This is a genomic window from Micromonospora eburnea (assembly GCF_900090225.1).
Classification (GTDB): domain Bacteria; phylum Actinomycetota; class Actinomycetes; order Mycobacteriales; family Micromonosporaceae; genus Micromonospora; species Micromonospora eburnea.
Window position 1 is genome coordinate 7,124,722 of sequence record NZ_FMHY01000002.1, and the last position, 16,918, is coordinate 7,141,639.

Genomic DNA, 16,918 nt, shown 5'->3' on the forward strand with positions numbered 1-16,918 from the left:
CTGACGGGTAATCGAATCTCCACCACCTCGCGTCCGAGGTCTAGGCTGGCCCGGTGACGGTGGGACAGCGGTCGCGGGGTGCGGCGAACGGAGTGATGGGTACGGGTCGACGGTCCCGGCGGGACGAGATCCTGGAGATCGCGGTGGGCCTCTTTGCCGCCCGCGGCTACCACGGCGTGTCGATGGACGACATCGGCGCCGCCGCCGGAGTGACCGGCCCGGCCCTCTACCACCACTTCGCCGGCAAGGAGGCGATGCTGGTCGCCGCGCTGATCCCGGTCAGTGAGGGCCTGCTCGCCGGTGGAAAGGAGCGGTCGGCCAACCAGCCGGACGACCCGCGCGGCACGCTGGAGTCGCTGATCGACTTCCACGTCGACTTCGCGCTGGCCAACCCGGCGGTGATCGCCCTGCACCTGCACGAGCTGGACCGCCTCCCCGACGAGCCGCGCCGCCGGATCCGTCGCCTCCAGCGGATGTACGTCGAGGAGTGGGTGACGGTGCTGACCGCGCTGCACCCCGGGCTGCCGGACGGCGAGGCGCGGGTGCTTGCCCACGCCGCCTTCGGCCTGATGAACTCCACCCCGTTCCTCGGCGGCGAGGTGGACCGCCGACGCCGGGCCGACCTGCTGCGTGGCGCCACCCTCGCCGCCCTTCTGGCTCCCACCGATCCGGCCTGACACGCCGCGTCGGGCTTAACGCATGTTAAGAAGGGGCCCCGGCTATACCCCAGGCGTTAAGAAAGGGCCCTTCCGTGCAGAGCATGATCGAGTCGCTGCTGGTCGCCAACCGGGGCGAGATCGCCCGCCGGATCATCCGTACCGCGCGGCGGCTCGGAATCCGAGCGATCGCCGTGCACTCCGAGGCCGACGCCGGCCTGCCGTTCGTGACCGAGGCGGACGAGGCGGTCTGCGTGGGCCCCGCCAACCCGGCGCAGAGCTACCGGAACGTCGAGGCCATCCTCGCCGCCGCCAAGTCGACCGGCGCCCAGGCGATCCACCCCGGCTACGGCTTTCTCTCCGAGAACGCGGACTTCGCGCGTACCGTCGAGGCCAGTGGCCTGATCTGGGTCGGGCCCGGCGCGGACGCGATCACCGCCATGGGTGACAAGATCAACGCCCGGAACCTGATGGCGGCGGCGGGCGTGCCGGTCGCGCCCGGCACCACCGACCCGGCGGCCGACCTGGACGCGGCGATCGCCGCCGCCGCGGCGATCGGCTACCCGGTGATGGTCAAGGCCGCGGCCGGTGGCGGCGGCATGGGCATGGGCGTCGCCGCCGACGAGGCCGCGCTGCGCACCGAGTACGACAAGGTCCGCTCGTTCGCCGAGCGGATGTTCGGCGACGGCTCGGTGCTGATCGAGCGCTACTTCCCCCGGGTACGCCACGTCGAGGTGCAGATCCTCGGCCTGGCGGACGGCCGGGTGGTCGCCCTCGGCGAGCGGGAGTGCTCGGTGCAGCGCCGCAACCAGAAGCTGGTCGAGGAGTCGCCGTCCCCGGCGGTCTCCCCCGAGCTGCGCGAGCGGTTCCTGGCCGCGGCGGTCCGGGCCGGCGAGGCGGTCAACTACCGCAACGCCGGGACGGTGGAGTGCCTGTTGGTCCCGCGCCAGCGGGACCTCGATGGGGATGGCTCCGGCTCCGAGGAATTCTTCTTCCTGGAGATGAACACCCGGCTTCAGGTCGAGCACCCGGTCACCGAGTACGTCTACGGCGTCGACCTGGTGGAGGAGCAGTTGCGGGTGGCCGCCGGCCTGGCCCCGACCTTCGACCCGGACGCGCTCGCGCCGCGCGGGCACGCCATCGAGCTGCGGATCAACGCCGAGGACCCGAAGCGGTTCCTTCCCGGCCCGGGTGCGATCACCACCTGGAACGAGCCCACCGGCGAGGGCGTACGGGTCGACTCCGGCTACGTCGCCGGAAACACGGTGACCCCGTTCTACGACAGCCTGATGGCGAAGCTGATCGTGAGCGGCAGGGACCGCACCGAGGCCGTCGAGCGGGCGCGGGCGGCGGTGGCCCAGTTCGAGATCGTCGGTCCGAAGAACAACGTCCCCTTCTTCGCCGAGCTGCTGGAGAACGAGGAGTTCCTCTCCGGCGACTACGACACCGGCATCGTCTCCCGCATGCGCTGACCCTCCCGGGTGACATGCTGGAAGGACCCATCACGTAACACCGTCACAGTGAGGTGACCCCTTATGGCGGAACTGCCGGACTTCGTGTCGATCCGGGAGGTCGGGCCCCGGGACGGGCTCCAGAACGAGGATCCGATCCCGACCGACGCCAAGGTGCGGCTGCTCGACGCCCTCTCCGGCACCGGCGTCAAGCGGATCGAGGCGGTTTCCTTCGTGCACCCGAAGGCGATCCCGCAGATGGCCGACGCCGACGAGGTGTGGCGGCGGGCCGCCAAGGCCGAGGGGCTGCGCTACTCCGCGCTGGTTCCGAACACCCGTGGCGCGCAGCGCGCCCTGGCCGCCGGCTTCACCGAGATCGAGGTGGTGGTCTCGGCCAGCGACACGCACAACCGCCGCAACGTCAACCGCTCGACGGATGAGTCGCTGGACGACATCGCCGAGCTGATCGACCTGCTGCACGGTGCCGGCGCGCGGGCCGAGGTGATCATCGCGACCAGCTTCGGCTGCCCGTACGAGGGGGACGTCGACCCGCGGCGGGTCGCCGGCATCGTCGACCGCGTGGTCCGCGACGGCGCCGACCGGGTCGCCTTCGGCGACACCACCGGCATGGGTACGCCCCGACGGGTCCGTGAGCTGATCACCGCGGTACGCGACCGCAACGCCCACATCCCGGTGCTGCTGCACTTCCACAACACCCGGGGCACCGCCCTGGCGAACCTGCTGACGGCCATGGAGCTGGGCGTCACCGAGTTCGACGCCAGCGTCGGTGGCCTCGGTGGCTGCCCGTACGCCCCGGGGGCCAGCGGCAACCTGGCCACCGAGGAGGCCGTGCACATGCTGCACGACATGGGCGTCGAGACCGGGATCGACCTGGACGCCCTGATCGAGGTCGCCGAGTTGGCCGAGGAACTGGTCGGCAAGAAGCTGCCGAGCGGCGTCCTGCGCGCCGGCCCCCGCACCCGCCTGGCGGGCTAGTGAGCAGCGGAGGGGCCGGCATTGGGCCGGCCCCTCCGACGCGTACCGCCGGTCAGCCGACCGTCATGAGGGGGGCCGGCCAGCTGTCCTGGAAGACCGTGGTCCCGGTGCTGTCCGCGGTGCGCTCGGTGGCGCTGAGGGTGCCGGCGAAGAGGCTGCTGACCCGGTCCGCCTCGGTGGTGCTCGGGTACGGGTTCGTGCAGCTTGTGCCGGCGCTGCCGCCGGACATCAGGATCGCGCAGTTCCCGTTGTAGTTGTCCGGCAGGCCGAGGATGTGCCCGATCTCGTGGGTCATGATCCGCAGCGGGCTGTACTGCTGGGCCTGCTGGGTGTCGATGTAGACCCGGCCGTTTCCGAGGCTGGTCCGGACGGCGTACGAGCCACCGCCGGTGATCTGGTAGATCCGGAGGTTCGTGCCGCAGTTCGCCGTGAGCGTCAGGTTCGTCGTGGCGTTGTTCCAGATGGTGGCGGCCTGGTTGGCGATGCTGGCGTAGTTCGGCGCCTGGCTGGTGTTGTAGCAGATCGTCATGGCGGCGGCTGCGGGCGAGGGGTTGACGACCGCGACGCCGATGGTGGCGACGGTCGTGGCGACCGCCGCGACCGCGAACCGGCTGATTCGTGAGGTCATGACTCACTCCAATCCGGAGGTTTCGGGGTACCCGGAGCCTACGGCCATTAATAGTCAAGTATCAATATCTGGGCGCGGGTTGGCCGGGTAGCCGCCCGTCGCCTCGATGCGCTAACCTAACGATCGTTCAGGTCGGTGGGTCCGCTCGCGAGGCGGCTGGTGGCGAGGGAGTCTGGCGTGACGCTCGACGGTGAGGCTCTGGAGCAGCTGCGCAAGCGCGCCAAGGCCGGTGGTGCGGACAAGTACCACGCGGCGAACGCCGCCAAGGGCAAGCTGTTCGCCCGCGAGCGGGTCGCGCTGTTGGTCGACGAGGGTTCCTTCGTCGAGGACGGTCTCTACGCGAACGCGATGGCCGAAGGGCTTCCCGCCGACGGCGTGGTCACCGGCACCGCCACCATCGACGGCCGGCAGGTCTGCCTGATGGCGAACGACTCCACGGTGAAGGCCGGCAGTTGGGGCGCGCGTACCGTCGAGAAGATCATCCGGATCATCGAGCGGGCGTACTCCACCGGCGTGCCCATGGTCTACCTGGTCGACTCGGCCGGTGCCCGGATCACCGACCAGGTCGAGCTGTTCCCCGGCCGGCGTGGCGCCGGGAAGATCTTCTGGAACCAGGTCCGCGCCTCGGGCTCCATCCCGCAGGTCTGCGCCCTGTTCGGGCCGAGCGCGGCCGGCGGGGCGTACATCCCGGCGTTCTGCGACGTGGTGGCCATGGTGGACGGCAACGCCAGCATGTACCTCGGCTCCGACCGGATGGTCGAGATGGTCACCGGCGAGAAGACCACGCTGGAGGCGATGGGCGGGGCGAAGGTGCACTGCGCCGAGTCGGGCGTCGGGCACTTCCTCTGCAAGACCGAGGCCGAGGCGCTCGACGTGGTCCGGCGCTACCTGTCGTACCTGCCGGCGAACTGGACGCAGGAGCCGCCCGCCGCCGAGGCCGTGCCCGCGCCGGAGAAGGCCGACCTGGCCGCCCTCGTGCCGGCGAGCGAGCGGCAGGCGTTCGACATGCGCCGCTACATCAAGGGCCTGGTCGACGAGGGCAGCTTCTTCGAGATCCAGGCGCTCTGGGCCAAGGAGCTGACCATCGGCTTCGGCCGGCTCAACGGCGAGGTCGTCGGCGTGGTCGGCAACAACTCGATGTTCAAGGGCGGGGTGCTCTTTGTTGACTCGGCCGACAAGGCGAGCCGTTTCGTGCAGCTCTGCGACGCGTTCAACGTCCCGCTGCTGTTCCTCTCGGACGTGCCCGGGTTCATGGTCGGCAGCGCGGTGGAGAAGCAGGGCATCATCCGGCACGGCGCCAAGATGATCACCGCGATCTCCGAGGCGACCGTACCCAAGATCTGCGTGGTGGTCCGGAAGGCGTACGGCGCCGGCCTCTACGCGATGGCCGGCCCGGGCTTCGAGCCGGACGCGACCATCGCGCTGCCCACCGCCAAGATCGCGGTGATGGGCGCGGAGGCGGCGGTCAACGCGGTGTACGCCAACAAGATCGCCGCGATCGAGGACGAGTCCGCGCGGGCCGCCTTCGTCGCCGCGAAGCGCGAGGAGTACGAGCGGGACATCGACATCGTCCGGCTCGCCAGCGAGCTGGTGGTGGACGCCATCGTCGAGCCGCACGAGCTGCGTGCGGAGCTGGTGCGCCGGTTCGCCGCGGCGCGTGGCAAGGACCGCCGGTTCTCCCGGCGCCGGCACGGCGTCACCCCGGTCTGACCCGACCGCGAACCGGCCCGAGGCAGCGGTTCCGTCCCGGCGTCACGAGCGCCCGGCGGACCATCCACATAGGAGGATCAGATGGACTTCCGGCTCAGCGAGGAGCAAGAGGCGCTGCGGGAGAGCGTGCGGGACTTCGCCCGAGAGGTGGTGGCGCCGGCCGTCGCCGAGCACTACGAGCAGCACACCTTCCCATACGAGATCATCCGCCAGATGGGCAAAATGGGTCTGTTCGGCCTGCCCTTTCCCGAGCAGCACGGCGGCATGGGCGGCGACTACTTCGCGCTCTGCCTGGCCCTGGAGGAACTGGCCCGGGTCGACTCCAGCGTGGCGATCACCCTGGAGGCCGCGGTCTCCCTGGGCGCGATGCCGATCTACCGGTTCGGCACCGACGAGCAGCAGGCGCGGTGGCTGCCGAAGCTGCTCAGCGGCGAGGCCCTGGCCGCCTTCGGGCTGACCGAGCCGGGCTTCGGCTCGGACGCGGGCGGCACCCAGACCCGGGCGGTGCTGGACGAGCGGACGAACGAGTGGGTGATCAACGGCTCGAAGGCGTTCATCACCAACTCGGGCACCGACATCACCGCGCTGGTCACCGTCACCGCGGTCACCGGGACGAGGCCGGACGGCTCGAAGGAGCTGTCCACCATCATCGTCCCGTCGGGTACGCCCGGCTTCACCGTCGCGCCCGGCTACTCCAAGGTCGGCTGGACCGCCTCGGACACCCACGAGTTGACCTTCGACGACTGCCGGGTGCCCGCGGCCAACCTGCTCGGCGAGCGTGGCCGGGGCTTCGCCCAGTTCCTGCGTATCCTCGACGAGGGGCGGATCGCCATCGCCGCCCTGGCCGTCGGCCTCGCCCAGGGCTGCGTCGACGAGTCGATCCGGTACGCGAAGGAGCGCCAGGCCTTCGGCCAGCCGATCGGCAACTACCAGGCGATCCAGTTCAAGATTGCCGACATGGAGCTGAAGGCGCACACCGCCCGGCTGGCCTACTACGACGCCGCCGCCCGGATGCTGGCCGGCGAGCCGTTCAAGCGGCAGGCCGCGATTGCCAAGCTGCACGCCAGCACCATCGCGGTGGACAACGCCCGGGAGGCCACCCAGATCCACGGCGGCTACGGCTTCATGAACGAGTACCCCGTGGCCCGCTTCTGGCGGGACTCGAAGATCCTGGAGATCGGCGAGGGCACCAGCGAGGTGCAGCGCATGGTCATCGCCCGCGACCTCGGCATGTGAGGAAGGAGGGGCCCCTTGTTAACGCCTCGTGCGTAGCAAGGGGCCCCGCTTAACACCGTCTCCGAGTTCGGGGATCTGTCGGATATCCGCACGGGACGGTCGGTTGAACGACGATCAGCTGTGGACGGTCACACCCTGTCCGTACTCTTCGTGCCCATGACTCCGGATCATGATCCTTCACGGAGCCCGGATGGTCGTATGCTTCTGCCCGATCTGCTGCGCGGGCACCGACTCGCCGCCGGTCTCACCCAGGCCGAGCTGGCCGGCCGGGCCGGCGTCGGAGTGCGGACCGTCCGTGATCTGGAGCGGGGCCGGTCGGCGCGGCCCCAGCGCACCACCGTCGACCTACTCGCCGACGCCCTCGGCCTGACCGACGACGCCCGGCAGGCGTTCCGCGCCGCGGCCCGGCCCACCCCGGCCGGACGGCAACTCAGTGCCGCCGGGCCACCCCCAGGTGGGCGGCACCTCACCGCCGCCGCGCCGCACCCGCCCGCACGGCACCTCCCGGTCACCGGCTCCGCCACCACCGGATCCGGTACGTCGATCGCGCTGCCGCAGCCGGTCCCGCTGATCGGCCGGGATCGGGACGTCGCCGAGGTGGCCGCCCTGCTGGGTGCCGAGCATCCGGTGGTGAGCCTGGTCGGCCTGGCCGGTGTCGGCAAGACCGCGCTCGCCCTCACCGTCGCGCACGCGGTGGCCGCCGAGCATCCGGCCGGCGTCGCCGGGGTGCTGGTCGGCGAAGGCTCGGACGCGGCCGACGTGCTGGCCGCGTCGGAGGCGGTGCTGGGCGTGAACCGGCTCACCGACCTCGCCACCCGGCTCGGTGGCCGACCGGCGTTGCTGCTGCTGGACGCGGTGGAACGGGCACCCGGGTCGGTGGCGGAGGCGCTGCGGGCGCTGGTCGCCGCGGCACCCACGCTGCGCGTGCTGGTGACCGGCCGGCGCCCGGTCGGCCTTCCCGGCGAGCTGGTCCGGCCGGTCGCGCCGCTCGACGTGCCGCCGGTCGGGGCGGTGCCGGCGGACCCGGCCGAGCTGGCCCGCTGGCCGGCGGCGGCGCTGTTCACCGCCCGGCTCGCCCAGGTCCGCCGGGAACCACCGGCCCCGGCCGAGCTGCCGGCGCTCGCCGCGCTGGTCCGTCGCCTCGGCGGCCTGCCGCTGGCCATCGAGCTGATGGCCGCGCGTGGCCGGATCCTCGACGTCACGGAACTGCTCGACCGGTACGGCGACCGGGTTCTCGATCTCGCCACCGCCGGCCGTCCGGGCTGGACGCCCGAGGACCGTACGGCGGGCACGGTCACCCTGCGCGAGGCGGTGGCGACCAGCTACCGCCTGCTCGCGCCGGAGGAGCGGGCGGCGCTGCGCCGGCTCTCGGCGTTCCGTAACCGCTGGTCGGTGGAGTTGGCCGAGGATCTGCTCGCCGATGGTGGCCCACGCCGGGACGCCGTGCCACTGCTGGACCGGCTGCTCGAACTCGGCCTGGTCAGCGTCCGGGGCAACGGGCCGTTCCGGTTCCGCCTCCTGGACGCGGTACGCGACTTCGCCGCCGAGCAGGCCGTCGGCGAGGGCGAGCTGGGCCGGATCCGGCGCCGGCACGCCCTCGTGGTCGCCGCGATGGTGGCCCGCGTCGCCCCGAACCTGGCCGGGACGGACCTGTCCGCCGCGGCACACCTGCTGGACGAGGCGACCGGCGACATCACCGCAGCCCTGACGCAAGCCGCCGAGGACGATCCGGTGACCGCGCTGCGGCTCGCGGCGGCGCTGCCCCGCTGGTGGCGGCTGCGGGGGCGGGACGTCTCCGGCCGGCGATGGCTGCGCCGGTTGTTGGCCGACCCGCGTACCGCCGACGTCGATCCGGTGCTGCGGGCCTGGGCTCAGCTGGGGGCGGCTCAGCTCGCCGTGGAGCACGACGCCGGCGCGGAGGAGTTACCCGCGGCCCGCGCCGCGTTGGCCACCTTCCGCTCGGCCGGGGAGGTGGCCGGGGAGTTGTCGGCCCGTATGGTGCTCGGTGCGCTGCTGCCCGCCGTGGGTGGCCACGACGAGGCCCGACAGCAGGCCGAGGCGGTGCTGGAACTGGCCACCCGGCAGGGCCGGACCCGTGACATGGCCGTTGCCCAGGCGCACCTGACCTGGCACGACGTACGGGTCGGTGACCTGGCCGGGGCCCGGCGCCGACTGGCCGCCATGGAGCGGCTGGCCGCTCAGTCCGGGGAGCAGCGGCTACGGATGCTGGCCCGGGCCAATCTCGCCGAGGTGCATCGCCTGGAGGGCCGGTTTGCCGACGCCGTGCAGCAGGGGCGGCGGGTGGCGGCGGCCCTCGTCGAACTGGGTGATCCGGGGGACCGCCGCCGGGTGCTCGGCACGGTGGGGCTGGCGCTCGCCCAGGACGGGCGCGCCGCCGAGGCCCTTGCGGTGGCCGCCGAACTGCGACCCACCCTGCCGGTTCCCGGGCAGCGCCCGCCATCGGGCGGGGGCGGCGTGGAGCAGCCCGGTGCCGGGCCGGCCGGGGAGGAGCCCGGCCGCCGGCCGGAGGACGCGGTGTGCGCGCTGATCGAGGGGCATCTCGCGCTGCACCGCGGCGACCGTGAACTGGCGACCGAGTGGTACGCCGCGGCGGCCGACGCGGCGACCGGCGGTGGGCGGAACCGGCGAGATGTGATCGAGGCGCTGGTCGGGCTGGCCGTGAGCACGGTCGACCTGGCCGTGCTGGACCGGCTCGACCGGGCGCGACGATCCAGCGGGATCGGGCTGCTGCCCCGGGAGGAGGACCTGCTCTACGCGCTGGTGGCCCGTCGCGGACTGCGCGGCCGGCAGGGAGCTGGCTGAGCCGGCGGTCCGGACCGTGCGCGGCGACGCCGTGGGGCTGCGGCCGCCGGGCGGGTCGTGGAGGTGGTGAGTGGGGCGGGGGTGGCGCGAGCGAAGCAGCCCCCTGGTGTTGCCCCTCGCTCATCGCTCGCGCCGGCACCCCCCGGTGCGCCCCCGCTTGCTGGAAAGCCTATCCGGGGAGCTTGGGGTATTCGTACGTTTATGTGGTGGTTAGCGCCTGCTGCCGGCTGGTTCTGCCGGTCTTTCTGCCGGTGCCCGGCAAGGATGCCTCCGGGGCGGTCGGGATGCGGCAGGTCGCGGTGCCCCGGCGGCCGGATGCCCCACATGCCGCAACCGGAGTGGACCGGCTCGCCTCAGCAGCCGGCCGCGCCGGGCTCGTCGGCCGGTGCGGGGCAGGTGCTCCCGGCGGTCGCCCCCGGGTGGACGGCGTCGCGAACCCGGCGCAGGCCGTCGAGGAGCGCCTCCAGCGCGGCTGGTTCGAGCTGGCCGGTGAACCACTGTTCGATGATCCGCAGGTGCCCCGGCAGAGTCTCGTCCAGCCGGGTCAGGCCGGCGGCGGTCACCACCGCGTACGAACTGCGCCGGTCGGAGGGGCAGGCCCGGCGCCGGAGCAGCCCGTCACGCTCCATCCGGTCGACGACCCGGGTCACCCCGCTGGTGGAGAGGGACGTCTGGGCGGACAGATCGGTCATCCGTAGCTGATTGCCGGGTGAGCGGGCAAGCCGCATGAGCACCTCGAACTCGACGGGGGAGAGGCCGTGCTCCTCGAACTGGGCGGCGAACCGGGCCGACAGCCCGGCGTGCGCCTCGACGAGGAGGCCGACGGCGGTGATCCGGGGATCGTCGAACACGTTCTGGTCCACGCTGCCATGGTAGCAATACTTGACACGGGAAATATTGCCGTGCCTATAGTTGCTTAGTCAGTCGTTGGGTTACTAAACGATCTCCCCTGGAGGACAGCACCATGACCAGCAGCACCGAAGCGGTTACCCGCGAGTGGGACGGCCTCACCATCCCCGCTGCCGGCACGTACCAGCTGGACGCGGCTCACAAGCGCGTCGGGTTCGTCGCGCGGCACATGATGGTCAGCAAGGTACGCGGTGAGTTCGCCGACGCGACCGCCACGATCACGATCGGCGAGGACCCCATGCAGTCCTCGGTGACCGCCACCATCCAGGCGGCGAGCATCAACACCAGCCAGGCCGACCGCGACGCGCACCTGCGCAGCGGCGACTTCCTCGACGCCGAGAAGTTCCCGACGCTGGAGTTCCGCAGCACCGGTGTGAAGTCCCGCGACGGCAACGAGTTCGTCCTCGCCGGCGAGCTGACCATCAAGGACGTCACCCGCCCGGTGGAGCTGGAGGTCGAGTTCGAGGGCGTCGGCCGCAGCCCGTACGGCCAGGACATCTTCGGCTTCTCGGCGAGCACCGAGATCGACCGTGAGGAGTTCGGCCTGACCTGGAACGTCGCCCTGGAGACCGGCGGCGTCGTGGTCGGCAAGAAGGTGAAGATCGAGATCGAGGGCGAGGCCATTCGCCAGGCCTGACCGCCCGCACGACCCCCGGGCCCGCGTCGGTGACGACGACGCGGGCCCGTTCGTCGTACGTGGAGCAGGTGCGAGATCTGTCACGTTATGGGCTCCTGGCGACCCGGGTCCGGCGGGATCCGGCTGGGTAGGAGAACTGACCTGTGCCCGGCCCCTGGTACCGATGCCCGGGCGCACATAACGTGAAGGCTCACTTGCGTTCCGGAACGGAAGTTCCGTCGCATCTCGCGCCGGGAGGACACATGGGCAGAGACGTCGAGCAGGGCGCCTTCTCCCGGGAGGACCGGGTCCGCTATCGGCAGAAGGTACGGCGATGCCTGGACGTCTTCGCACTGATGCTGGACGACTTCGGCTTCGACGCCGACCGCCCGATGACCGGGCTGGAGATCGAGCTGAATCTGGTCGACTCCGCCGCCGAGCCGGCCATGCGTAACGAGAAGATCCTTGCCGACATCGCGGACCCGCTCTTCCAGACCGAGCTGGGCCAGTTCAACCTGGAGCTGAACACGCCGCCCCGGCTCATCGAGGGCACCGGCTTCGGCGACTACGAGCGGGACCTGCGCAACAGCCTCGCCCGCGCCGACGAGCGGGCGTCCCGGTCGGACGCGAAGCTGGTGCTGGTCGGCATCCTGCCCACCCTCACCGAGCGGCACCTGATCGCCGACAACCTTTCCACCGACGAGCGCTACCGGGCGCTCAACGACCAGATCGTCGGTGCCCGGGGCGAGGATTTCGAACTGGACATCCGCGGTGTCGAGCGGTTGCAGACGCACAACGACTCGATCGCCCCCGAGGCCGCCTGCACGAGTCTCCAGTTCCACCTCCAGGTCGCGCCGGACAGCTTCGCCGACTACTGGAACGCGTCCCAGGCCATCGCCGGCCCCCAGGTCGCGGTGGGCGCGAACTCGCCGTTCCTGTACGGCCGGCAGCTCTGGGCGGAGACCCGGATCGCCCTCTTCCAGCAGGCCACCGACACCCGTCCCGACGAGCTCAAGGCCCAGGGCGTACGCCCCCGGGTGTGGTTCGGAGAACGCTGGATCACCTCGATCTTCGACCTGTTCGAGGAGAACGTCCGCTACTTCCCGCCACTGCTGCCGATCGTCGAGGACGAGGACCCGGTCGAGGTGCTGCACGCCGGTGGGGTGCCCGAGCTGGCCGAGCTGCGGCTGCACAACGGCACGGTCTACCGCTGGAACCGGCCCGTCTACGACATCATGGACGGTCGCCCGCACCTGCGAGTGGAGAACCGGGTGCTGCCGGCCGGGCCGACGGTGGTCGACATGCTGGCCAACGGTGCCTTCTACTTCGGGCTCGCCCGGGCCCTCGCCGAGGCGGACCGTCCCATCTGGAGCCAGCTCACCTTCAGCTCCGCCGAGGAGAACTTCCAAGCCGCCGCCCGGCGGGGCCTGGACGCCGTCATGTATTGGCCCCGGCTCGGCGAGGTGCCGGTGACCAAGCTCGTGCTCGACGTCCTCCTGCCCAAGGCCGCGCAGGGGCTGGACGGGTTCGGCGTCGCCCCGGCCGAGCGGGACCGCCTCCTCGGTGTCATCGAGCAGCGCTGTCGTACGGGCCGCAACGGCGCCGCCTGGCAGACCGAGATGGTGTGGGCGGCCGAGCGGCGCCGGGGCCTGGACCGGTGCGCCGCCCTGCACCACATGCTCCAGCGCTACGCGCAGCTCCAGGGCAGCAATGAGCCGGTGCACACCTGGCCGGTCGACTGACCGTCGGCGGATGCCGCTTCCGGGTCAGCGACCGCGGCGACGCTTCGGCGCGGGCCCACCGTCGCCCGGGTCACCGGTCGCGGCGGTGCCGGCCGGCGCGTCCGTCGCCGGGCCGCCGGTTGCCGGGCCGGTCGTCGCCGGGCCGGTCGTCGCCGGGCGGCTCGCCGTCCGGGCGTCCGTCGCCGGGCCGCCGGAGGGCGCCGTTGGCGTCCCGGCGTCATCGCTGGCGGCTGCCGGGGTGCTCGCCCCGCCGGACGAGCCCGAGGCGCGCCGGGGCGGGGTGGCCCGGCCCCGACGGGTGGTGGCGGGACCCGACGAGGAGGCTTCCTCCGGCCCCCGGGCCGCTTTTCCGTCCGGCGCTGCCGCCGCGGTCGGCCCGCCGGCCACTGCGGCGGCCGGCCCGCCGACCGTTGCCACCTCGACCGCGGGCTCTTCGTCGACGGCCGGCCGGTCGGCTCCGTCGGTGGCGAGGTCGTGCTCCCAGGTGCGCTGGCGGGGCAGGGGCAGCCCGGCGCGGACGGCGGCCCGCTGTTCGGCCCGCTGTGCCAGCGCGGCCACCAGCACCGAGCCCCCGACCCCGGCGACCACCGCGTACGGGGCGAACAGCTGGGCCGACAGTTGCTCGGCTTCGATCGCCGCGAGCCTCGGCACCGCCAGCAGGTGGGCGAGCGCGACGAGGAGCGGTCCGGCCGCGCCGGAGGCCGCCGTACCGACCCGTTGCTCCGGCACCCGGGCGGTACGCCGGGCCGCCAGCGCGCCGATCACCAGAGCGGAGCCCAGCGCGAACAGTGCCCCGGGCCAGTAGAAGTAGTCCCGGATCCAGAAACTGTCGCGGTCCGCGCTGATCTGCCAGATGCCGAGCTGGGCGGTGGTCAGGCCGCGGCCGGAGAGCACCCCGTCGACCACCGACACCACCGCGAGCAGCCAGAGCCAGCCGGTGGTGGCGACGAGGTTGGTGGCGACCGCCCGGATGTGCAGCGCCCACATGGCCAGGAGCAGCCCGATCAGCAGCCCGATGGCGGCGTACCCGGCGGCGACGGCCTGCGGCGCGGACGTGTCCGGCACCCGTGCCGCGCGGGCCGGCACCGCGACCAGCAGCACAGTGATCAGCGCGCCGACCGTGGCCCCGGCCGCCAGGCCGAGCTTCCGCAGCGGGCCACCCGGCTCCTGGCCGTCCCCACCCCGCAGCCGGTGGGCGCAGATCGCACCGGCGACCACCGAGGTGGCGGAGATCCAGGTCGCCCAGGCGAGGCTCGCCACCCAGGCCGCTTCGGCCCGGACGGCACCGGCCGGCGTCCAGTTGATGATGCCCAGTCCGTAGCCGAAGCCGAGCTGCGCGGCCCCCGTACCGGCGGCGACACCGAGCGCGGCGGTGATCGATGCTCCCCAGCCCCGTCTGGCCATGCCGGGGAGCGTAGCGTCCCAGGGTCGGTGCGGCGAGTCGGACGAGAGCGATCGACCGCGCGACAGGCTGGGCGGCGCCGGATACGGTCGCCGGTGGATGAGGCGGTGGACGCGATGACGGACGACGGGTACCCGGACCCCGGGACGGGCGCCGAACAGGGGCCGAACCGGACGAGACTGATTCTCGGTGGCGGCCTCGCGGTGGTCCTGTTGGCGGTGATCGGGGCGAGCGGCGGCTGGATCCTCGCCGGAGAGGCGGAGCCGATCACGCCGCCGGCGTCCGGCGTAACCACCCCGACGCCGTCGGGCGACGCCACGCCGAAGGTGTCGGCCAGCCCGCCGCAGCAGCGTCCGACCGCCGTACGGACGACCACCGCCGGTGGACTGACCGTGCCCGAGCTGGTGGGCACCGACTTCGTGCGGGCCCGACAGGAGTTGCGGGACCGCAAGCTCGGCTGGCGGCTCGTCTTCGGCACCGGCTCGGGCCGGGGCGTCGAGCGCACCTCTCCCGAGCCCGGTACGCCGGTACGCCGCGGCATCACGGTCACCCTCTGGGTCGCCGGCCCGGCGCCGGCCCTCCCCGTACCGGACCTGGTCGCCCAGGAGTGCGGCGACGCCGCCGACGACCTGGTCGAGGCGGGCTTCTACCCGAGCTACCGAACCCTGCGCCGCGGCCCGGTCACCGCCCAGGAACCAGAGCCCGGCGCGACCGCCCACTGGAACGACAAGGTCACCCTGACCTGCGGCGACGAGCCGCCCACGGATCCGGAGGCCAGCCCGCCCGTGACGCCGTGACCGGTGGCTCGCCGCGCTGATGCCTGCCGATGGCCTCCCCGGACCGCTACCGTGGACGGTCGAGGGCCAGGGTGCCCGCCCCGGTGGGGAGAGGACGTGCCATGAGCGACGACCGCCAGGAGCCACCCGCCGGAGATGCCGACGCCACCCGGCCGCTGCCGCCCCACGCGCCGAGCGGCGGTGACGCGGACGCGAGCAGGGTGGCCGGCCGTGCGGCCGACCCCGACGCGACCCGGGCCATGCCGACCCCCGGTGGCCCGACCGGCCGGAAACCGGCGGACGCCACCCGTTCACTGCCTCGCGATGGCGGGGACGTCACCGGCCGGCAGGCCGTCCCGGCAGCCTGGTCGGGTCGGGCCGGGGTGCCGCCGCCGCGGCCGGCCGGCTATGCCGAGCCGGGCACCGAGTGGTACGCCGAGGAACAGACCGATCGTCGCTGGTGGATGCCGATAGTGCTCGGGATCCTCGCGCTGGTGCTGGTCGCGTTGATTGGGCTGGGGGTCTGGCTGTCGCTGCGGGCGACGGAGCGGGACGCCGGGCCGGTTTCCTCCGCCTCGGCCGTGCCGAGCACCGCCCCGGCGACCAGCGTCGCGCCGTCCACCACCGCGCCGAGCGCCTCGCCGGCGACCACTCCAGCAAGCACCCCGCCCACGACGGCCACCCAGGTGCCGATGCCGCCGCTGGTGGGGGTGCCGGCAGCCGCCGCCCGGGCGGCCCTCGACCGGCTGGACGTGCCCTACCGCGTGGAGGGGCGGATATCCGACCAGCCGGCCGGTACGGTGATCGAGACCGACCCGGCCGCTGGCGAGCTGGTCGTCCCGGGGCAGGTGGTCAGGATCGTGGTGGCCGAGGCCGGTACGCCGACGATCGGCGCGAGCACGATGACGCCCGGCCCGACGGTCACGCCGACTCCCTGACCGTCACCACTGGCGGCGTCTGGTGCCGACCAGCCCCAGCCCGGCCAGCGAGATGGCGAGGCCGAGCAGCCCGGAGTAGAACAGTGAAAGACTGATGTTCGTGGTGTCCCGTACGCCGTCGGCGCCGGCCAGCGCTTCCTCTCCGGCGCCCCCGCCGGCCTGGCCGGGGGTGGGCGGCGCGTTCACCTCGTTGCCGAGGGCGGCGTCCGGCGTATCGGCCCAGCCGGGTTCCTCCTCCGGGTCGCTGTCCGGCCCGGGGCCCTTGCCGGCCACGGTGATCTCGGGAGCCGGTACCGGCTCGGTCAACTGCTCGGTGGCGGAGAGGGCCGGGTGACGGACCACGAGCGCGAGTGCGGTCGCGGCGCCGAGGAGTGCGAGGAGCCCGAAGGCGTAGCCGACAGGGGACCGGTGGTGCCGCCGCGCGGCGGGCAGATTGACCATGACCATCCCAGGTTCAGGGTCCGGGACGCGCGGGGTGGTGACTTTGCCGGGGTGGGCGTACCGATTCTATGGCGGCGGCCCGCTCCCCGGCCGGTCAATCGCGGGGTCAGCCCACCCGGACCGGGGTCCGGACGACCGGACGCCGGGCCCGGACGGTGTGCTGACGCGGTGCCGGGGCGGTCTGTAGCTGTTGCAGCCCCGCCTGCTGTACGAAGATCGACCGCCGGCTGACCGCGTCCCCCGCCGCGTTCAACTCGTAGCCGTCGAGCCAGAGCCAACCGTCGTAGGTCGGCCAGTCGATCACCCGGATCACCCGGAACGTGATCGGTCGAAGGAACTGGACACTCGCCGCGCGAGTCACGTGCAGTACGTCACCGGAGCGGGGATGCACATGGGCTCCTGGAAAGGGTCGGCCGGCGGGCGTGCCGGCGAAGGCTGATCGGGGGACAGGTCGGCCCGGTGACGGGGTCGCGCCTCCTGGGCCGGCTGATCAGGTTGTTCGGTGGTGGTCGGGCCGTATCCGCTGTCGCGGATCGTCACCCGACCAACACCCGGCTGCTCCCGGTTACCGCTCCCGTCGCCGCAGCCACGCTG

15 protein-coding genes are annotated in these 16,918 nt (G+C 72.8%); 10 read left to right on the plus strand and 5 right to left on the minus strand.

The window, feature by feature from the left end; all coding sequences use genetic code 11:
- Nucleotides 1-95 precede the first annotated feature (95 nt).
- The 3 genes from GA0070604_RS31345 (at nt 96) to GA0070604_RS31355 (ending at nt 3,103) form a co-directional block, all read left to right on the plus strand.
- The gene (locus GA0070604_RS31345) at nt 96-677 is read left to right on the plus strand and encodes a TetR/AcrR family transcriptional regulator (RefSeq protein ID WP_091126777.1); all 582 of its coding nucleotides are present in this window, start codon (nt 96-98) and stop codon (nt 675-677) included.
- 83 nt (nt 678-760) lie between these two features.
- Complete coding sequence (locus GA0070604_RS31350) at nt 761-2,128, plus strand: acetyl-CoA carboxylase biotin carboxylase subunit (protein WP_091126778.1); 1,368 nt, start codon at nt 761-763, stop codon at nt 2,126-2,128.
- A 63-nt stretch (nt 2,129-2,191) separates the two neighbouring features.
- Nucleotides 2,192-3,103 (plus strand): hydroxymethylglutaryl-CoA lyase, encoded by a 912-nt coding sequence (locus GA0070604_RS31355; protein WP_091126779.1) that lies wholly within the window; start codon nt 2,192-2,194, stop codon nt 3,101-3,103.
- Nucleotides 3,104-3,155: 52 nt separating this feature from the next.
- Here GA0070604_RS31355 and GA0070604_RS31360 read toward each other — a convergent pair whose 3' ends face one another.
- A complete protein-coding gene (locus GA0070604_RS31360) occupies nt 3,156-3,731 on the minus strand; it encodes a snapalysin family zinc-dependent metalloprotease (protein WP_091126780.1) in 576 nt (191 codons plus the stop codon).
- A gap of 177 nt (nt 3,732-3,908) precedes the next feature.
- Between GA0070604_RS31360 and GA0070604_RS31365 the strand changes: the two genes are divergently transcribed.
- From GA0070604_RS31365 to GA0070604_RS31375, 3 genes are all read left to right on the plus strand, one after another.
- Nucleotides 3,909-5,441: an acyl-CoA carboxylase subunit beta gene (locus GA0070604_RS31365; RefSeq protein WP_091126781.1), complete on the plus strand. Its 1,533-nt coding sequence runs from the start codon at nt 3,909-3,911 to the stop codon at nt 5,439-5,441.
- Between the two features lie 81 nt (nt 5,442-5,522).
- A complete protein-coding gene (locus GA0070604_RS31370) occupies nt 5,523-6,677 on the plus strand; it encodes an acyl-CoA dehydrogenase family protein (protein ID WP_091126782.1) in 1,155 nt (384 codons plus the stop codon).
- Nucleotides 6,678-6,833: 156 nt separating this feature from the next.
- Nucleotides 6,834-9,500, plus strand: coding sequence for an ATP-binding protein (locus GA0070604_RS31375; RefSeq protein WP_091127548.1), 2,667 nt, complete (start codon nt 6,834-6,836; stop codon nt 9,498-9,500).
- 353 nt (nt 9,501-9,853) lie between these two features.
- Here the strand turns inward: GA0070604_RS31375 and GA0070604_RS31380 are convergent, their stop codons facing one another.
- The gene (locus tag GA0070604_RS31380; protein ID WP_091126783.1) at nt 9,854-10,363 is read right to left on the minus strand and encodes a MarR family winged helix-turn-helix transcriptional regulator; all 510 of its coding nucleotides are present in this window, start codon (nt 10,361-10,363) and stop codon (nt 9,854-9,856) included.
- 101 nt (nt 10,364-10,464) lie between these two features.
- On the opposite strand from GA0070604_RS31380, the gene GA0070604_RS31385 reads away from it, so the two are divergent.
- Both GA0070604_RS31385 and GA0070604_RS31390 read left to right on the plus strand, forming a co-directional pair.
- On the plus strand, nt 10,465-11,046 hold the full coding sequence (locus GA0070604_RS31385) for a YceI family protein (RefSeq protein WP_091126784.1): 582 nt from the start codon (nt 10,465-10,467) through the stop codon (nt 11,044-11,046).
- 242 nt (nt 11,047-11,288) lie between these two features.
- Nucleotides 11,289-12,767, plus strand: coding sequence for a glutamate-cysteine ligase family protein (locus GA0070604_RS31390; RefSeq protein ID WP_091126785.1), 1,479 nt, complete (start codon nt 11,289-11,291; stop codon nt 12,765-12,767).
- 24 nt (nt 12,768-12,791) lie between these two features.
- On the opposite strand, the gene GA0070604_RS31395 is transcribed toward GA0070604_RS31390, so the two are convergent.
- Nucleotides 12,792-14,171: a hypothetical protein gene (locus tag GA0070604_RS31395; RefSeq protein ID WP_244162137.1), complete on the minus strand. Its 1,380-nt coding sequence runs from the start codon at nt 14,169-14,171 to the stop codon at nt 12,792-12,794.
- Nucleotides 14,172-14,285: 114 nt separating this feature from the next.
- Here GA0070604_RS31395 and GA0070604_RS31400 point away from each other — a divergent pair, with 114 nt between their 5' ends.
- Entirely contained in the window at nt 14,286-14,966 is a 681-nt protein-coding gene (locus GA0070604_RS31400) for a PASTA domain-containing protein (RefSeq protein WP_091127549.1), read from the plus strand.
- 101 nt (nt 14,967-15,067) lie between these two features.
- Nucleotides 15,068-15,883: a Stk1 family PASTA domain-containing Ser/Thr kinase gene (locus tag GA0070604_RS31405; RefSeq protein ID WP_091126786.1), complete on the plus strand. Its 816-nt coding sequence runs from the start codon at nt 15,068-15,070 to the stop codon at nt 15,881-15,883.
- 3 nt (nt 15,884-15,886) lie between these two features.
- Here GA0070604_RS31405 and GA0070604_RS31410 read toward each other — a convergent pair whose 3' ends face one another.
- Entirely contained in the window at nt 15,887-16,330 is a 444-nt protein-coding gene (locus GA0070604_RS31410) for a hypothetical protein (protein ID WP_091126787.1), read from the minus strand.
- Nucleotides 16,331-16,430: 100 nt separating this feature from the next.
- Nucleotides 16,431-16,715, minus strand: a complete 285-nt coding sequence (locus tag GA0070604_RS31415; protein ID WP_091126788.1) for a hypothetical protein — start codon at nt 16,713-16,715, stop codon at nt 16,431-16,433.
- Between the last annotated feature and the right edge of the window lie 203 nt (nt 16,716-16,918).